The organism is Chryseobacterium sp. MYb264 (assembly GCF_035974275.1).
In the GTDB taxonomy this organism is placed as follows: Bacteria; Bacteroidota; Bacteroidia; order Flavobacteriales; family Weeksellaceae; genus Chryseobacterium.
This window is the reverse complement of sequence record NZ_CP142422.1, coordinates 4,457,721-4,475,159: the sequence shown is the minus strand read 5'-3', so window position 1 is coordinate 4,475,159 and position 17,439 is coordinate 4,457,721. Positions and strand designations below refer to the sequence as shown.

13 protein-coding genes are annotated in these 17,439 nt (G+C 34.5%); 6 read left to right on the top strand and 7 right to left on the bottom strand.

Going from position 1 to position 17,439, the window contains the following annotated elements; all coding sequences use genetic code 11:
- Positions 1 to 99: 99 nt before the first annotated feature.
- The 6 genes from VUJ46_RS19555 to VUJ46_RS19530 all read right to left on the bottom strand — a co-directional run bounded on the left by VUJ46_RS19555 (position 100) and on the right by VUJ46_RS19530 (position 4,981).
- On the bottom strand, positions 100 to 711 hold the full coding sequence (locus tag VUJ46_RS19555) for a TerD family protein (protein ID WP_326982355.1): 612 nt from the start codon (positions 709 to 711) through the stop codon (positions 100 to 102).
- Positions 712 to 793: 82 nt separating this feature from the next.
- Positions 794 to 1,720 carry a hypothetical protein gene (locus tag VUJ46_RS19550; protein WP_326982354.1) on the bottom strand — a complete coding sequence of 309 codons (927 nt, stop codon included), beginning with the start codon at positions 1,718 to 1,720 and terminating at the stop codon, positions 794 to 796.
- Positions 1,721 to 1,758: 38 nt separating this feature from the next.
- Positions 1,759 to 2,928, bottom strand: coding sequence for a toxic anion resistance protein (locus VUJ46_RS19545; protein ID WP_326982353.1), 1,170 nt, complete (start codon positions 2,926 to 2,928; stop codon positions 1,759 to 1,761).
- Positions 2,929 to 2,934: 6 nt separating this feature from the next.
- Positions 2,935 to 3,489, bottom strand: a complete 555-nt coding sequence (locus tag VUJ46_RS19540) for a TerD family protein (protein WP_326982352.1) — start codon at positions 3,487 to 3,489, stop codon at positions 2,935 to 2,937.
- Positions 3,479 to 4,303 carry a phosphoribosyltransferase family protein gene (locus VUJ46_RS19535; protein ID WP_326982351.1) on the bottom strand — a complete coding sequence of 275 codons (825 nt, stop codon included), beginning with the start codon at positions 4,301 to 4,303 and terminating at the stop codon, positions 3,479 to 3,481. Before VUJ46_RS19535 ends, VUJ46_RS19540 begins: the two co-directional genes overlap by 11 nt.
- A 9-nt stretch (positions 4,304 to 4,312) precedes the next feature.
- On the bottom strand, positions 4,313 to 4,981 hold the full coding sequence (locus tag VUJ46_RS19530; protein ID WP_326982350.1) for an HAD family hydrolase: 669 nt from the start codon (positions 4,979 to 4,981) through the stop codon (positions 4,313 to 4,315).
- A 551-nt stretch (positions 4,982 to 5,532) separates the two neighbouring features.
- On the opposite strand from VUJ46_RS19530, the gene fusA reads away from it, so the two are divergent.
- Positions 5,533 to 7,599 (top strand): elongation factor G, encoded by a 2,067-nt coding sequence (gene fusA, locus VUJ46_RS19525; protein ID WP_326982349.1) that lies wholly within the window; start codon positions 5,533 to 5,535, stop codon positions 7,597 to 7,599.
- A gap of 236 nt (positions 7,600 to 7,835) precedes the next feature.
- Here the strand turns inward: fusA and VUJ46_RS19520 are convergent, their stop codons facing one another.
- Positions 7,836 to 9,362: a SulP family inorganic anion transporter gene (locus tag VUJ46_RS19520; protein ID WP_326982348.1), complete on the bottom strand. Its 1,527-nt coding sequence runs from the start codon at positions 9,360 to 9,362 to the stop codon at positions 7,836 to 7,838.
- A gap of 948 nt (positions 9,363 to 10,310) precedes the next feature.
- Here VUJ46_RS19520 and VUJ46_RS19515 point away from each other — a divergent pair.
- The 5 genes from VUJ46_RS19515 to VUJ46_RS19495 all read left to right on the top strand — a co-directional run bounded on the left by VUJ46_RS19515 (position 10,311) and on the right by VUJ46_RS19495 (position 16,472).
- The gene (locus VUJ46_RS19515; RefSeq protein WP_326982347.1) at positions 10,311 to 10,736 is read left to right on the top strand and encodes a helix-turn-helix domain-containing protein; all 426 of its coding nucleotides are present in this window, start codon (positions 10,311 to 10,313) and stop codon (positions 10,734 to 10,736) included.
- Positions 10,737 to 10,761: 25 nt separating this feature from the next.
- Positions 10,762 to 11,106, top strand: coding sequence for a helix-turn-helix domain-containing protein (locus VUJ46_RS19510; protein WP_326982346.1), 345 nt, complete (start codon positions 10,762 to 10,764; stop codon positions 11,104 to 11,106).
- 92 nt (positions 11,107 to 11,198) lie between these two features.
- Entirely contained in the window at positions 11,199 to 12,758 is a 1,560-nt protein-coding gene (locus tag VUJ46_RS19505; RefSeq protein WP_326982345.1) for a tetratricopeptide repeat protein, read from the top strand.
- 397 nt (positions 12,759 to 13,155) lie between these two features.
- Positions 13,156 to 14,661, top strand: coding sequence for a hypothetical protein (locus VUJ46_RS19500; protein ID WP_326982344.1), 1,506 nt, complete (start codon positions 13,156 to 13,158; stop codon positions 14,659 to 14,661).
- Positions 14,662 to 14,990: 329 nt separating this feature from the next.
- Positions 14,991 to 16,472: a hypothetical protein gene (locus VUJ46_RS19495; RefSeq protein WP_326982343.1), complete on the top strand. Its 1,482-nt coding sequence runs from the start codon at positions 14,991 to 14,993 to the stop codon at positions 16,470 to 16,472.
- The last annotated feature ends 967 nt before the right edge of the window (positions 16,473 to 17,439 follow it).

Genomic DNA, 17,439 nt, shown 5'->3' with positions numbered 1-17,439 from the left:
TTAAAATTCAATATTTTAAAATAAGTTTTGGCTAAAGCCGAATTAGAAACTTACCTTTTCATTAAACGGGCTGAAGCCTGTTCTTATTGAATACCAATTTTACAAATATTTTTGCTTCACCGTTTCTATGGTTTCCTGCAATTTTCTGTCTGCTGTAGGGTCTCCTACCGCGTTGAATTTCCATTCATTATTTCTTTTGTAGAAAACACCCATTACCATTGCTACATGTCCTCTGAAAGAAGCATCATTAGCAATATCATATTTAGCGAAAACCTCTCTTACATTCGTTGGTGTTCCTTCATAAATTCTGATTGAAGCGAAAGGAATTGTTCCAAAATCCTGACCTTTATAGCTGTTCAAAACCAAAGCTACGTGCTCAACATTTGAATCTAAATTACTGAAATCTACAGTAATTACTTCATTGTCAAGACCGTCATTCCCATTCACGTCACCTGTTAAATCATCACCACTATGCTTTACAGCTCCGTTTTTAGATTTCAGATTTCCGAAATAAATGACTTCTGTAGCGTTTCTGTTGGCATCATATAAAATACAGCTTGCATCCAGATCTACAGCTTCCCTCGTGATTCCGCCGAAAAATCCTTTTTTTTCAATTGCTCCCCAGTTGATTCCTACACAAGCCTGGGTAAGTGTTGCCCCATTTTCCTTCGTCAGGTTAATTCTTTGACCTTTTTGTAAATTAATAGCCATCTTTTTATGTTTAATTATTACTTTTCAGCAAAGAAAGAGAATTTTTGTTTTCTCATATTACGGTTTTCACCATTCTTTGCTTTTAATTGTTATTTAAATTTAAATTCAGCATCGCACGAAGGATATTTGTTTCTTCATTGATGTCAAAAATTGTACTCATGATATCAATATTTTCAAGATTCTGAAGATAATCTTTCAAAACAGAACTTACCTCCGCCGGCAATATTCTTTTTCTCTGATTGATATTTTCTTCCAACTGCTCATTTTTACTTTTCAGCTGATCTACAATCGAGGTCTGATTCGATTCATTAGGTGAAGTATCCAGTTTTTCAAGCTTTTTTGCATCGATCAGATACATTTTCTTCCCTTCTACATCAAAAATAAAATGATCATCGGACTGAAAAACTCTGAACAACTCATATTCATGTGTAGAAATCAGATATCCGCAAATAAAACGCACTCTAAAATCCTGAATGTTGAGCCTGCCCAACAATTTCCTTTCAATTTCATAATCAAGATATTTGTAAGCCGGAAAAGCAGCAGATTTCAACGGTTCTTCATCCCCTTCATTTCTGTAAAATTCTGTGGCATATTTTTTATTGAAATACAGCACATTTTCCCAATTTAAACGGAATTTATCTTCCGTGAGATCCTTATACAGACTTTTCAGCTGATTCGAAAAAATTCCACTGTACATCCTGCGGTCTGTTTCAAAACTATTATCGTGTTTATCTTCAAAACTTGAAATGTACTTGTTATTGATATCAATTTCATTAATGATAGCCAATAGATCGTTCTCTTTCTGTCTTTTTATCTTCGTCAGAAGTTCGATCACGCTATCGGTATACTGCAAGTGAAAAAGTTCGAGTTTACTGTAATCCAATCCCTTGTTTTCCTGAAAAAGATTGTGTATAATATCGGTTTTAATATAGATCGAAATTACATCAACATTTTCAAAAAAATTGGCCAGAAGTTTAAGCTTTGTTAATCTTCTGTTGCTTTGGGACATTATGTTTACCGCATCATCATTCACCTTTTCCTATGCTATTATCCTCTTACGTTTGCTTTTAGTTCGTGTTCCAGCGTCATCAAATCCTGATCCAGCTTTCTTCTTCCTTCTGCTCCTTGTTTCTGGATCTGTTTCACTTCGTTTAAAGTATTGATCAGCTTTGAAGTGGTTTCTCTTAATGTTTCTACAGAAACAATAGTCTGTTCGTTAGCTCTTGCCACATTGATCGAGTTTTGCCCCAGTCTTTCTGCATTCTTTCTGAGAATATCTTCCGTTGTGCTGGAAACTTTCTGCTGAATTTCAATATTCTGCTGTTGTCTGTACATGGCAACCGCCAATGAAAGCTGATTTTTCCAAAGAGGTAAAGTAGTCGTTAGAATAGTCTGCGCTTTCTCAGCAATCGAAACGTTGTTGTTCTGAACAAGCCTGATCTGCGGAAGCGACTGCATCATGATCAGACGCACAACTTTAAGATCCGCCAGTCTTCTGTCTAATCTTGCAATAAAATCTCTCTTATCCGCAATCTGATAATCCTGAAATTCCTGTGGGTTAGCCTCCATGTGAGTGAGCTCTGCACCGGCTCTTTCCATTCTCAGGTTTCCGACGATCACCAGTTCCTCAATTTGCTTGATGGCATTGATATTACTTTCAAAAATGGTCTGCAAAACCGCATTATCTTTTGTAGAAGTAATAATTCCCGCATTTACTTTGTAAGAAATCTGATCAATATTGTTGATAATTTTATCGTATTTGGCAAATAAATTCTCAATCTGTGTCATTACACTTTTCATAAAAGGTAATTTGCTTAGAAAACTTTTGAATTTATTTTGATTGAGTTCCTCGACATCTACATAATTGAGTTCTACCAATAGATTATTGATTAATTCCCCGACTTCCCCGGAATTAGATCTTCGGACATTCCCTAAGAAACTGTCACTCTGATTGGATAACGTTCGCTGAAGCTCTGCTCCGAAGTTAACGATAGATCCCGGATTGGTTTCATCGATCGCATCGGCAAGAACCTCATATTTTTTACGCTCTTCTGTCTGAAGCTGGGTTAACTGTACATTCCCGTCTCTGTCTATCACCGGTCCCGGTGCCATACTCGGCGTTGCGGGAGTAGGAGGAGCCATTGGTGTAGGCTCAAACGTTTTTAGGGGCTCGATTGATCCAAGAGGATCTATAGGTTGATTTTCCTGATTGTCCATAGTAAATTATTGATAGATTGATACAAATTTGTCCAGGCCTTCTCTCTGTCCCGCACCTACGGCTTCAAATTTCCACTCTCCGTTTCTGTTATAAATTCTTCCGAACTCCACCGCAGTCTCGATAGAGAAATCTTCATCTAATTCATATTTTAATATTTCTTCATTCGTCTCTGTATTGAAAATTCTGATAAAAGAATTTCTAACCTGACCGAAGTTTTGTCTTCTCGCATCCGCATCGTGAATTGTCACCACAACGGTAATCTCTTTCACAGCAGCATCAATTTTAGTTAAATCAATTTTTATCTGCTCATCGTCACCTGCTCCTTCTCCCGTAAGATTATCTCCCGTATGAATTACCGATTTATCCGGAGACTCCAAATTGTTGTAAAAAATAAAATGATTATCCGAAATTAACTTTTTATTTTCTCCCAATAAAAATAGAGATGCATCCAGATCGAAAGCTGTACCGGTAGAGGTATTGTTGGTATCCCATCCCAGTCCAACCGTAAATTTTGGTGCATTTATATTTTCTCTCTGTCCTTTCTGTAAGTTAATAGCCATAATTTAGTTCTGTTTGCGTTAAAGTGTTTATATTATTTTCAAATTCTTTTATAAGATGGTAATTATTACTGATTGCCAGTTCCAATAAATGGTTCATCTGTTGTTTTTTTACTTTAGACGTAAGATAATCAAAATTACCTGAATCTAAACCTAAAATATATTTTACAATCCTTGTATTGAACTCAAAACTGGGCTTCATCATAACTTCAGCAATATGCTCCACGTTTTTCACCGCATAATAATTGAAAAAATTTTCAATCTTAGGATCGAGTTCAAAATTCATCAGTTCAGCATAATACATGAATAAAAAGTCGCCTTCTACATTATATTCATGTAAAATTTTATTCACTGTAAACTCATGACTTCCCGTAATTTTAATATCGTCTATAAAAATACAAAGTTTTCCTTTAAGAAAATCCTTATCCAGATAATAAGTATCATTGGCAATCAGATTTTTACGGTCTTCAAAGCTTAGATTTCCGTAATCTGTTGTATAGGTATGATTTCTATTGATTTTTGATAAAATGCTTGATTTTTTTCCTTTCTGAAACAAATAAAAATCCAAATGCTTTTTAAAGTAAAAGCACAGGAAATTAGAAGCCGTCGGAATCGCCATATAAGGACTTGGCAACACAACGATCTGCTGATCTGTGTTCAAAATTTTTTCATGAGAAGCAATAAAACCGGCAAACAATTCTTTTGCAAATTTTTCTGCAAACGACCTGTCTCCGTATTTAAAATAACTATATTCTGCGGGCGAAAATGTAAACTCATCCGCCGAATGAATGTGATGTAAACTATATCTTTTATTCATCTTTTATTGTTAGTGTTTTAATAAATGAGCATTAAAACCAAAGTCTTTTGCCCCTTTGTAATCTGCAATCAGATTATCGCCGATGTGCAAAATTTGATTTAAACTTAAATCCTGATTTTTAATTAAATTTTTAACTGCCTGAAATATCTGAGGATTTGGTTTTGAGCAATTGATCTCATCAGAGTAAATATGAAAATCAATGTACTGATCCAGATTCTCATTAATAAGGAATTTACGCATTGTTTTTCCTTTGATAAAACCAGTATTGCTCAAAATATTTATCGTCTTCCCTTGATTTTTAATTTCATCAAAAAAATCATGAATATTTTCAAATATCACAACCGGGCTATATTCTAAAAAAAGATCTTCGCTTTTTTGATAAAACTCGTTTAAAACATCTCTATTCAATTGTTTAATATCTACATTCAGAGAATTTAAAATCAATAAATAAATTTCGAAAGTGTCTACATTTCCACCAGTTACTTCATTAATGGCATTACACAAATCGTCATAATATTTTACTGTTTTCGCAACTTCATCAATTGGTTTTTCCACATTAAAAAACGAGGAAAAAAGCTCAACTCTTTTTGCTTTAAATTCAGGGTGAGATTTTATTAAAGTAAGCCACAAATCAAAAGAAAAATGTGAGTGATTGTGGATGTCGATATCTGTTTTCAAACCTTATAAGTTAAAATTTTTATTTAGCTTTTTCTTGAAAAAGATTTAATTGATTTCAAGTTTTTCATCATTAGTTTTTATAAAACCGAATTTTACCAATTCTTTTCAAAGATAGAATTTTTAATGAGAAACTGTAATTTTTTAAGATTTTTTAATATTTTTAAGAGTGGTTCAAAAAAATCAAAAAAAGTTTTTGCTGTTAAAATATTTTTTCTAATTTCGCAACCGATTAACAATCAACAATGTCAACAAAAATGATAAATATAATTTCTTTAAGCCATCCTATCAGAGCTGTGTACTTTGGTAGCACTGAATATTTATCTGAATAACGATCGACCTTTATAAAACAAAAAATATAACGAAGGCCTATCTGTTCAGATAGGTCTTTTTTGCTACCCTACTTTCAGCTTTTCAATTATTCGAAAAGGTTATCTGATATTTTTCACGAAAATAAAATTCAATTTCTTACAAAAACGAAACGTAAGGACAAGGAATTTCCGTGTCTAAAATTCAGAATACACCTTAAAAATCAACAATTTAAATTAAACAAAATGAAATACAACACACGAAATATAGGGATTATAGCACACGTCGATGCAGGAAAAACGACTTTAACGGAAAGATTGCTTTATTACACCGGAATGATCCACAAAATCGGAAACGTAGATGAAGGAAATACCACGATGGATAAAGACATTCAGGAGAAAAACCGAGGAATTACCATTTCATCTGCCGCGATTTCTACACAATGGAAAAAGGATGATAACATTTTCAATATCAATATTATTGATACTCCGGGACATATTGATTTTGCCGTAGAAGTTGAACGTTCTTTACGAGTTTTGGACAGCGTTGTCGCGGTTTTCTGCGCTTCTTCTGGAGTTCAGCCACAAACGGAAAACGTCTGGTTCCAAGCTGAGAAACATGGAATTTCAAAGATTTGTTTCATTAATAAAATGGACAGAATCGGAGCCGATTTCTTTGCTGTTTTGAATGAAATTAAAACTAAATTGAATGCGGTTCCTTTGGCTTTGCAAATTCCAATCGGTTCTGAAGATCGATTTGAAGGCGTTATTGATTTAATCAGACAAAAAGCTTTGTATTGGATTGACGAAAACGGAGAAATCATTATCGAGAAGGAAATTCCTGAAAATTATCAAGCTGAAGCTGATGAATTCAGATTAAAATTAATGGAAACATTAGCAGAATATGATGAAATTTTCTTTGAAAAATTCATGAGTTCTGAAAACGAAATTTCTGAGGAAATGATTTTTAAAGCCATCCAAAGAACTTGTCAGGTAAGAAGTTTAGTTCCTGTTTTATGTGGTTCTGCTTTCAAGAATAAAGGCGTTCAACCTTTGCTTGATGCCATCGTTAATTATCTTCCATCTCCGAATCAATTATCTTCTATTAAAGGAAAAGATGCGAAAACGGAAGAAACCATCGAAATAGAAAGGAATGAAAAAGAAACTTTTTCAGGATTGGTTTTCAAAGTGGTAATCGATAAACATATGGGTAAACTTTCGATGTTGAGAATTTATTCCGGAAAGATAAAATCAGGCGACACGATTCAGAATGTAAGAACAGGTGAAAATTTCAGGATTTCGAGAATTTTGCAGATGCAATCGGACAAAACCTTAACGATTGAAGAAGGAAAAGCGGGAGATATCGTTGCTTTAACGGGAATAAAAGATGCAAAAACAGGCGATTCTTTATCGAGTATCGAACAATCTGTTTTGCTTGAATCTATTACGATTCCGGCTCCGGTTATCAGAGTTTCAATTGAACCGAAAACGAATGCCGATGAAAAATCTTTCGGATTGGTTTTGGCGAAAATTCAGGAAGAAGATCCGTCGTTATTCGTGGAAAGAGACCGGCAAACGGGAGAAACTTTGTTGAGTGGTTTAGGAGAATTGCATCTTGAAGTGACATTAGAAAAGATCCGATTGAATCACGGAATTGAAATCAATCAGGGAAAACCTAAAGTTTCGTACAAGGAAATTTTAACGGAAACCAAAATTCACAGAGAAAAACTAGTGAAACAAAATGGTGGAAGCGGACAATTTGCGGACATTACTTTTGAAATCGGACCTAGAAATGATCTTGGAATTGGTTTAGAATTCATTAATCAAATCAAAGGAGGAGTTGTTCCGAGTGAATATATTCCATCTGTTGAAAAAGGTTTCAGAGAAGCGATGGAAAACGGAGCTTTGAGTGGAAACCCTTTGGAAAGTATGAAAGTTACCCTTCTGGATGGCTCGACTCACTCTGAAGATTCCGGAGCTTATGATTTTGAAATGGCTGCAAGAGATGGTTTCAGAGCGGTTGCAAAAAGTTGCAAACCGAAATTATTGGAACCGATTATGCAGGTTGAAATTCAAAGTATTGAAGAATACACGGGAGTTGTGACCGCCGATATCAACAAACGAAGAGGAATTATCACTTCGATTGATGAAAAATCAGGGAGAAAAATCTTCACGGCGGAAGTTCCTTTGGCTTCTACTTTCGGATATATTTCGGATCTGAGAACGTTGACGAGCGGTAGAGCTTCGATCAGCATGAAGTTGTCACACTATGCTTTGGTACCTGATTTCATTGCCAATACGCTAATAACCTAAAAAACGAGGGCTGTAAATTTTATTTTGCAGTCCTTGTTTGGGTTATAGAGGTGAATTGTGAATTTGCTCTCGCTGATTTTGCGGATTGCGCTGATTTTCTAAGACGATTAATATAAATATAACCTTGTTTTTAAATCGCATTACATACGATTCTGTCTTAAACCGTCCCTTCGGGACTATAAGGTATCAGTCTTCAAAAAACCCAAACACTCTTACTTTCAAACTCTAAAACGCTCCTACCTTTCGGGCATTACTTTATACGTCGGGTCTTCCTGGATATTGACTTCGATTACAGCTTCGGCATTTTTCAGCATTCTAATGCAGTCTTCGCTTAAATGTTTTAAATGAAGTTTTTTATTGAGCTGACTGTATTTTTTTGATAGTTTGTCTAATGCATCGATGGCGCTCATATCTACAATTCGACTTTCTTTGAAATCGATGACCACTTCGTTTGGATCATTTTCGGGATCAAATTTATCTGTAAATGTTGTAACAGAACCGAAGAATAATGGTCCGAGAATTTCGTAATGTTTAACACCATTTTCGTCAATGTGCTTCCTTGCACGAATTCTTTTCGCATTATCCCACGCAAAAACTAAAGCTGAAATAATAACTCCAACCAAAACTGCCAACGCTAAATTGTGAAGAACAATAGTAATCAAAGCTACTGTGATTCCAACAAAAATATCGGATTTCGGCATTTTGTTGACAATTCTGATAGACACCCACTGAAAAGTACTGATGGCAACCATCATCATTACCCCAACCAAAGCCGCCATCGGAATTCTTTCGATAAATGGAGCTCCGACCAAAATGATAATTAAAATGGTAATTGATGCGATAATTCCGGAAAGTCTGGCTCTTGAACCTGCATTTAGGTTAACCAAAGTTTGGGCTACCATCGCACAACCTCCCATTCCGCCAAAGAAACCGTTAGTAATATTAGCTAAGCCCTGAGCGACAGATTCTTTGTTGGCATTTCCTTTTGAATTTGTGATTTCATCGACCATAGATAATGTTAATAGTGACTCTATTAAACCGACACCAGCCATAATTAAAGCATAAGGGAAGATAATTTGTAAAGTTTCCACTGAAAAAGGAATACTTGGAATATGAAAACTTGGTAAACTTCCGCTAATGTGAGCAATGTCTGCAACTGTTTTTGTATTAATTCCAAAACCGAAAACGATTCCGAAAACGATTAAAATAGCGACTAAAGAAGCCGGAACAACTTTCGTTATTTTAGGAAAAAAATAAACAATGGCAATCGTTAACGCCACCAATCCGGACATTATATATAAAGAAGTCCCCTGTAGCCAGCTGGCCGCCCCACTTGCATCAATAACCTTAAACTGTTCTACCTGTGCCATAAAAATAATGACTGCCAGACCATTTAAAAAACCATACATAACAGGCTGAGGAATTAATCGCACGAATTTTCCGAGTTTGAAAATACCAACCAGCATCTGAAAAATCCCGGCGAGCACAACAGTAGCGAAGAGATACTCTATTCCGTGGGTTTTAATTAGAGCGATCAGAACTACAATCGTGGCTCCTGCCCCCCCGGAAACCATTCCGGGTCGTCCCCCGAAAACTGCGGTTACCAGCCCCATTATAAAGGCGGCATAAAGTCCTGTGAGTGGAGAAAGGCCCGCAAGAATAGCAAAAGACAGAGATTCGGGGATCATGGTCATTGCGACGGTAAGCCCTGCCAACAATTCGTTTTTATAATTTATTTTATGTGAAAATTCAAATAGTTTCATGTGACAAAATGAAATACAAAGGTAAAGACTTTAACGGATACAATACGGTTAGCGTCTTAAAATTACATCAGTGTCCTGATGATGTGCCTATTTTGTTTTTAAGAACATGTCTAGATTTTATTGGATTCATTCTTTAGTTATTTTAATATTTTGAAGCGGAAGAAGGGAAGACTTCAATAAGAAATGGACAGCATTTTTTAAGAACCATCAAAAAAATAAAAGATCAAGAACTGAAATAAACAATTGCTAACATCTTAAAATACCGGTTAGCTTTTATATCCATACTTCTCAATAATAATCGGAATCGGCCACCATGATATCTTTAGGTATGGGGTCATAACCGTATCCTGAAAACAGTCATCTTACCAACTTTATAACTGAAGCAGCACCATCGATTTTACAGCCATTTCAACCTTATAATATTTCACGTAACCGTTAGTTTATGGTATAATTTTAAATGCAAACTAAATTTTAACGATATTTTTTAATTATTTTTTCGTCACAATTAATTTGTATTTTCTATATTTGAAGAACAAATGTTGCTTAATTTTTATCAATTAATTCTTGACTGGAAATAATAAATCGCTGTATAGACGCAGTACAAAGGAAAAATTAACAACTAAATTATATAAGAATACATGAGAGAGCTTTAATAGGCAATAATATTATTCAGACTTATGGGGAAAAGTTTGGAAATATGAAGTTTTACAAGATAAAAATAAAAAGATGATCGCTACGATACCGATAGGATCGAAATGCTGTTTGTAGGATAAGTTCTTTTGGATATTTCATATATCCTGTATTATATAATATACTGACTAAAATATATCATAATTCTAATTTTTCTTTATTTTCATAATAAGGTACGTGTTGTTGTGCCGTCTGAAAATCATTGATCTATATCGCCTAACATGTATAACTGTTTAATTATAAACATCGTTTAAACAAATGTTATACAAAGAAATACACATAGGAAAATTCATTAAAGAAAGGGTGGATGAAAAGGAGATCAGCATTGAAAGAATTTGTAATTTTTTAAATAAGGATGAAGAATTCATTGAAAATGTCTACACCAGCAAATCGATAGACACCGATATTTTATTGAGATGGTGTAAACTCCTCGAATACGATTTTTTCAGACTTTACAGTTCTCATCTTATTCTTTATTCGCCTCCTTCTGCTGTACATAAAAACCCTAATAAATCTGAAAAAATCCCTTATTTCAGAAAGAATATTTACACCCAGGAGATCAAAGATTTCATTATGAAAAGAATTATTTCGGGGGAAATGACCCAAAGTGAAGTCATTAAAGAATATTCTATTCCTAAAAGTACACTGCACCGATGGCTGCAAAAAAGAAATGACGTAGAATAAAAAAAAACCAATACACAGCTACCCTATGAAACCCAATTACAAAAAGATTTATCATGACATGCTTACCATGGACTACCCTGATAAATTAAAGGATCCTAAAATTCAGGAACTTATGAAGAAGCTTAATACAACGGAAGATGTATTGAATTTCAATGAGAAGATTTTTCAGCAGTCCAAGGAGAGCGAAAGAGACAATCAGAAACTAAAGACCTACGATAAGAAAACGATGTTAAAGCTGCTCGAATATCAGCACAAACATGGTTTTTCAACCAGCTATATGTCAAAAAAGTACAAAATCAGCAGGACAACCATTGCAAAATGGAAAAAAACCTTTGAAGAGGATTTCGAAAAGATAACAGCCGATAATTAATTATCGGTTTTTTTTATTTTTTTTAAAAAAGTATTCTATTTTTGCACCTACAAATCACAATCATTAAAAGCTTTAAGGGGCAAAAAGTTAATATGATCAAATTTAAACTGTTATCGGAGAAGAAAATTATTATTTTAATCGCTGCGCTTTTGGTGTTCATTTTATCCTGCAGTCAGAAAAAACATCAAAAAACAGAAAAACTATTATCCCTTTCTGAAAAAGCATTTGATAACTTTGAAGACCTCAAAGCATTTAATTATGCATTACAGGCAAAAGCTGTTTCTGAAAAAAGTCAGAATTCTGAGGATCTTGCAAAATCTTATTATCAACTTTCTTTCGTTTTATCACAACTCGGTCTCCAGAAAGAGAGTCTCTATTATATCAAAAAAGCCTACCAGCAAAATTATACAGAAAAAAATGCGCTGCTCCAGGCGAAGCTTAAGGGTGTAAAATCGTATAATTACTACACCGCGGAACTTTATTCACAAGACATCAAAGAACTGTTTGAAGCAGTAGAACTTATTAAAAAAGATACTGCACAAGCATCTACGATAGTAAAAGCAACCTTTTACAGGGACATAGCCGGTTTTTATGAAAATACCAAAGGAAATTTTGATTCTGCTGCAATTTATTATAAAATGGCAGAGAGAGAGTTTAATAAAGTCCCTGAAAAAAAAATACGTGAAGACCTGTCCAACTTTTACATCCGATTGGGAACGATTGCTATCAAAAGAAATGATCATCCTGAAGTGAGTGAAGAAATCAGGAAAAAAAATTATGATTCCGGGTATGTATTTTATAATAAAGCGTTAGCACTCTCCAGAAAATACAATGCAGGCTCCCTGCAGCCGGAGTATCAGGCGATGGGAGATTATTACTACAGCACAGACCAGTATGCTCAGGCTCTGGAATATTATCTAAAATCATTAAATGAGCGCCAGCCTACCTCCGATCCGTATGCAGTGAGAACTTACAGAAATGTAGCTGAGCTTTACGAGATAAAGGATGATAAAGCCAATTACAATAAATATAAAAAGATCTTCGAAAAAAAAATTAGCGACAACGACAGACGAAATGCTAAAAACATGGATTATATTGTAAAAGCTATTGTTGAAGACCAGCAAAAAGAAAATGACAAAAAACACAGGAGCAGCTATCTTTGGATGACCCTCATTCTGATTTCTGTTGTTCTGTCATTAACCATAGTATCTCTATTTCTAAGGAAAAAACTCCGCCATAAGAATACAGTCATTACAGAAGTCACCCATTCCTTAAATAAAAAAGACGAAATCATCACTCAGAAAAATGTAGAGGCGAAGGAACTTAAACTTAAGGTCAATGACTCCTATAACGAAGTCACTGAACTGGCCAAAAAAAATGATCCTACTTTTTATTCAAGATTCTGCGAAGTCTATCCCGAATTTCAAAAAATACTTACCAAGCACTTCCCGGGATTAAGAACTTCTGAACTGATTCTCTGTGCTTACATTTTTCTGGGATTCAGTACGAAGGATGTTGCGGAATATACCTTCAAATCGGTTAACACCATCCGCAATAGAAAACAGAACCTAAGAAAAAAATTCAATATTCCAACCAATCAGGACATGGGAATCTGGCTGAGGGCTCTTACGCATCCACAATCAGAGAATTAAGTAAGTCGGTTTTCTGGCGTATTGTCTAGAGCTCAAGCCAGGTTCCAACTTAGTAATCAGGCTAGCCGGCAGTAAGCATCTTTCATTCTATATGCATGAGCAGAGGATGAAAGGAGAATAATTTTCTGCTATAATTACACCCTTCTGTTTTCTTTTTTAAGAAAATACTCCATTCATCCAGCTCAAATAGTTAAAAAAATAGCCCGCACCTTTCACTTAACGGCAAAATCTTACTTCTTTTTGCATTAAACGGGAATACCTACAAAATGTAAACAAGATCTACAATTCCGTGAGATACAATATTTTTTTGGTAGTAATCAACAAAGTAGTCTACTTTTGTGGTACCAAGTATTTTAGCGTTACACAAGCATTTTCGGGATCAAAAAAAACAGAACCAATGGAAGCAGTTATCAGAAAAAGTTTACAGATAATATTTATTCTATGTTCAGGAATTATCATCTGTCAGGATAAAGAATTAAAGGAAATAGATGATTTGTTGAAAAAAACCTTTCAATACAGATCTGAATACAACACGATCGAAGCATTAAAGCAGGCAAAACTTGCGAATATTTTGGCGCTACAATCAAAAAATTCTGAAAGAATAGCAAAAAGCTGTTATGAAATAGCACTTCTTACCATTACTCCTGAATTACAGAAGCAGAGCCTGCTTTATATAGGCAAAGCAGAAGCTGAGTCTTATACCCGCAAAAACATTCCTTTTCAGGCCAGAATCAAGGAAGTCAAGTACTATAATTATGCATTACTGGGGCTCAGGACTCAAAGTATGAAAGAACTTTTCGGAGCACAAAAGCTGTTGGAGCACCGGAATGATTCTGAGAGCCGACAAGCGATAACCAGTATATACGGAAATATTGGAAATTATTACCTTGAAAACGGTAAACCGGATTCAGCCCAGTATTATTACGCCAAAATTTACGGTATTATCAAGGATTTGCCTGAAAAGTACCGCGTGATACGCATCCCTGAGTATTACGGTAATATGGGAGAAGTATATCGGATAAAGAAAAAACAAGATTCCACACTCTATTATTTTCAGAAAGCCTACCAGTTAAAAATAAAAAACCGTAATTCATCCGTTTTTTTAGAACTCATGGCTCTTGGCGATTATTATAGTGATAAGAATGATCATGCAAAAGCATTGGATTACTATTTGAGAAGCCTTCATAACATGAAGGAAAATCACACGAATATAGATCCTTTCTTATATATCTATCAGGATATTGCCGCACAATACGGCCTTTTGGGAGATAAAAAGCTTCATACGGCTTATAAAAAAATGTACACAAACCAACAAATTGCCAATGCCGAGCTCAGTAGCAGGAATGCCGAACTCGCCCTGGAAATCCTACTTAAAGATAATGAAACACAGTTCAGGGAATCTCAGAAAAAGAATTACCTCCTGATCATCGCCTTTGTTGCGATCTTATTTTTATCCCTTTTGTCGATATACAGAGTATTGAGAAAGAGAATAAAGGAAAGAGAATCCATGATCTTTAATGTCACCAACACGCTGCAAGAAAAAGAAAAGGCAATTTCAGAAAAATCGATAGAAGCCAAAGAACTTCAGCAAAAAATAAATCATTCATATCAAGATCTCGTACATCTTGCCAAAATAAATGCACCTAATTTTTATCAGCAATTTAAAGAGCTGTATCCGGAATTCGAGAATAAATTAAAGGATTTACAGCCCAACCTCCGCATTTCAGAACTGATTCTTTGTGCCTACACCTATTTAGGTTTCAATATAAAAGATATTGCGGACTATACACTTAAATCAGTCCATACCGTAAGAAACAGAAAGCAAAATTTACGAAAAAAATTTGGGGTTCCCACAGATCAGGACTTCGGCGTATGGATGAGAAACCTCGCAGACAACAAATAAAAACCTAAAGAAATAGACCAATTTGGGACTATAGTACAATCTTTTTTATTTGTATCAGAATATGTGACGGGCCTCACCTCAAAGAGGGGAAATCAAAAATACATTCAAAAAAGTATGAGGCTAAGATGACGAACCAGGCTGAATAGTAGATAAAATTTTAAACAGACTCTTCGATCGCGGTTCTCAAAACGCATCGGTATGGTAAAAAAATCTTCGCCCTCCTCTTCTACCTCATTATTTTTGCTTAAATTCAAAGTTCTAAATTAAACAAAAGCACAAACCTTTTTACGATGGGAATTTACGGGGGCAAGAAAGTCTGCATCATAAAATTGAAAATACTATTTTTCAGCTTATTATACTGTTTTGTTTATTCACAACACCATTCTGCTGAAGAAGCAGATCAACTATTGGAAAGATCATTTGAATATCATAAAAAGTATAATGATCTTAAAGAGTTGGAATATGCTAAAAAAGCGGCTTCAATGGCCGAAAAATCAGATGATTCCAAAAGAAAAGCTGAAAGCTACTACAGATTATCCTGTGCGCTTTCGTCGCTGGAACTTCAAAGGGAGAGTTTTATGTATATAAAAAAAGCTTCTGAAGAAAAGTACACCAGGAAAAATATTTTTCTTCAGGCACAGCTGAAAGATATTAAAGCCAACAATTACCTCAATCTCAACCTTATCTCTCAATATAAAAGAGAGATCTCTGGTATCATTCATTTACTTAAGGATAAAAAGGATCTTCCGTCACTTCGTCTTCTTCAAAGGGTATATGTAAATATAGCGGGTAATCTGCCTGAAGAGAAAAAGGACTCTGCATTTTACTATTACCAGAAATCATCAGATATTTTAAAAAATCTTCCGGAAAAACTAGTCTATAAAGACCTTTGTAATTTAAATATATTTAAAGGAACCGCATTTCTTGAAAGGAAAGAAATGGATTCGGCATGGAGCTGCTTTCAGAAAAGTCTTGAATTGCGAAAAAAATACAAAGATTCCATTCTTGTTTTGGAGCATATTAAGCTGGGAGACTATTACTTTTCAATGAGTGATAAACAGCAGGCGCTAGCTCATTATCTCAACGCGATTGAAAATATCAAAAATCACGGGATCAATACTATACTTTTTAATGACGTTTACCTTAAAACCGCTAATCTTTATGAAGAACTGGGGGATGAAGATAAATATAATGAATACCAGGAAATTTACTCAAACAGTGAATCTAAAATAAGAACTGAACGAATCAACAATGTAGATGCGGCCATCAATACGGTCTTAACAGACAAGCAGGATGAATATCAGTTTTCGCAGGAAAAAAAACGACTCTGGATTATTGGAGGTATTACTGTGCTTCTCCTATTATTTTTTATCCTTTTCAGAATTCTACAAAAAAATTTACAGCTAAAAGAAACACTTATTAACGAAGCAGAAAGCAGCTTACAGATGAAAGACGACCTTATCCAGCAGAAAAGTATGGAAAAAGAAGAACTCCAGATAAAAATAGGAGATGTCTATAAAGAAGTATCCATCCTTGCCCAAAAAAATGATCCATCTTTTTATTTCAGATTTCAGGAAGTTTACCCTGAATTCCAGAAAAAAATGCTTGAACTTTATCCCGGATTAAGAAATACCGAACTCATTCTCTGTGCTTATATTTTTTTAGGATTTACCATAAAAGATATTGCTGAATATACATTCAAATCTGTTAATACCATTCGGAACAGAAAGCAAAATTTACGAAAAAAATTCAGCATTCCCACAGAAACAGATATGCAGGTATGGTTAAAAACCACAATTTACGGGCATTAGAAGCAAAATACAAAACATTAAAAATCAAAACATTAAACAAAAGTAGTATCAAGATGGTATTGTATAATTTTTGTTTTTTCATCTTTTTTTTATCTATTTGTACCACAATTAAACATCAATTGAAATTTAAAAAAAATAAACACAAACACGATTAATCATTAAAAGTTTTCAAGAGTAAATAAAAAAGAAGCTGCATTAGAATTGCCCCAAATTTTAATACGCTTCAAAACACAACATGATGAAAAAAGCAGATAGTAGAAAAGGGTAATACCCTCCCCTATCATTACCCTCTACTATTTTTAAAAAACAGACTTTTTACTCTACAACTTCAATGGGTAAAGGCAGCGAAGAATATAGATGGTGAAGATTTAATTTCTTACAATTTTGAAGTATAAAATCTGCTAAATTTTTCACAACCCCTTATTTTAAATTTACTATAACGAAGTTTGCCCCATTCAAAAATTAAGTTAAGCCGTTACCCTTATCGTATTCTCAATAATTTTCGAAAGTTTAAAGGATCCCGTACAAAACCCGATGAGTAGGCAAAAAGCTCATATCCATAAAGTTTTTTACCTCCGTAGGGATCTAAGCAGCGTATTAGAAAACAGAACGAGAAGCATTCTTCATTTTCTTTTTAATGCTATCAATCGCTGAAACTTTACCTCTCCTTTTAAATATTTTCAGTCGCAACGGTGTTCTACTCAGCAAATGATAGCCTTGCTGTATGCTTTTATTATTTGAACACAAAGTTCTAGGAAGTTATTTACTACTACCCGCTTTAAGGCTCACCAAGCCGTTTGACTCCGTCGAAATATCATTTATCGACTGAAAGGAGATAATCTTCGATTTCACTTGTAAAAGACTGGAAAAGGTAAACAAAGAAAATCAACAGCATCATCTGTGAAAATCTGTACCATCTGCGGGAAATAAAAATATTCGTACATTCGTGGCAAAAAATTATCTAAAA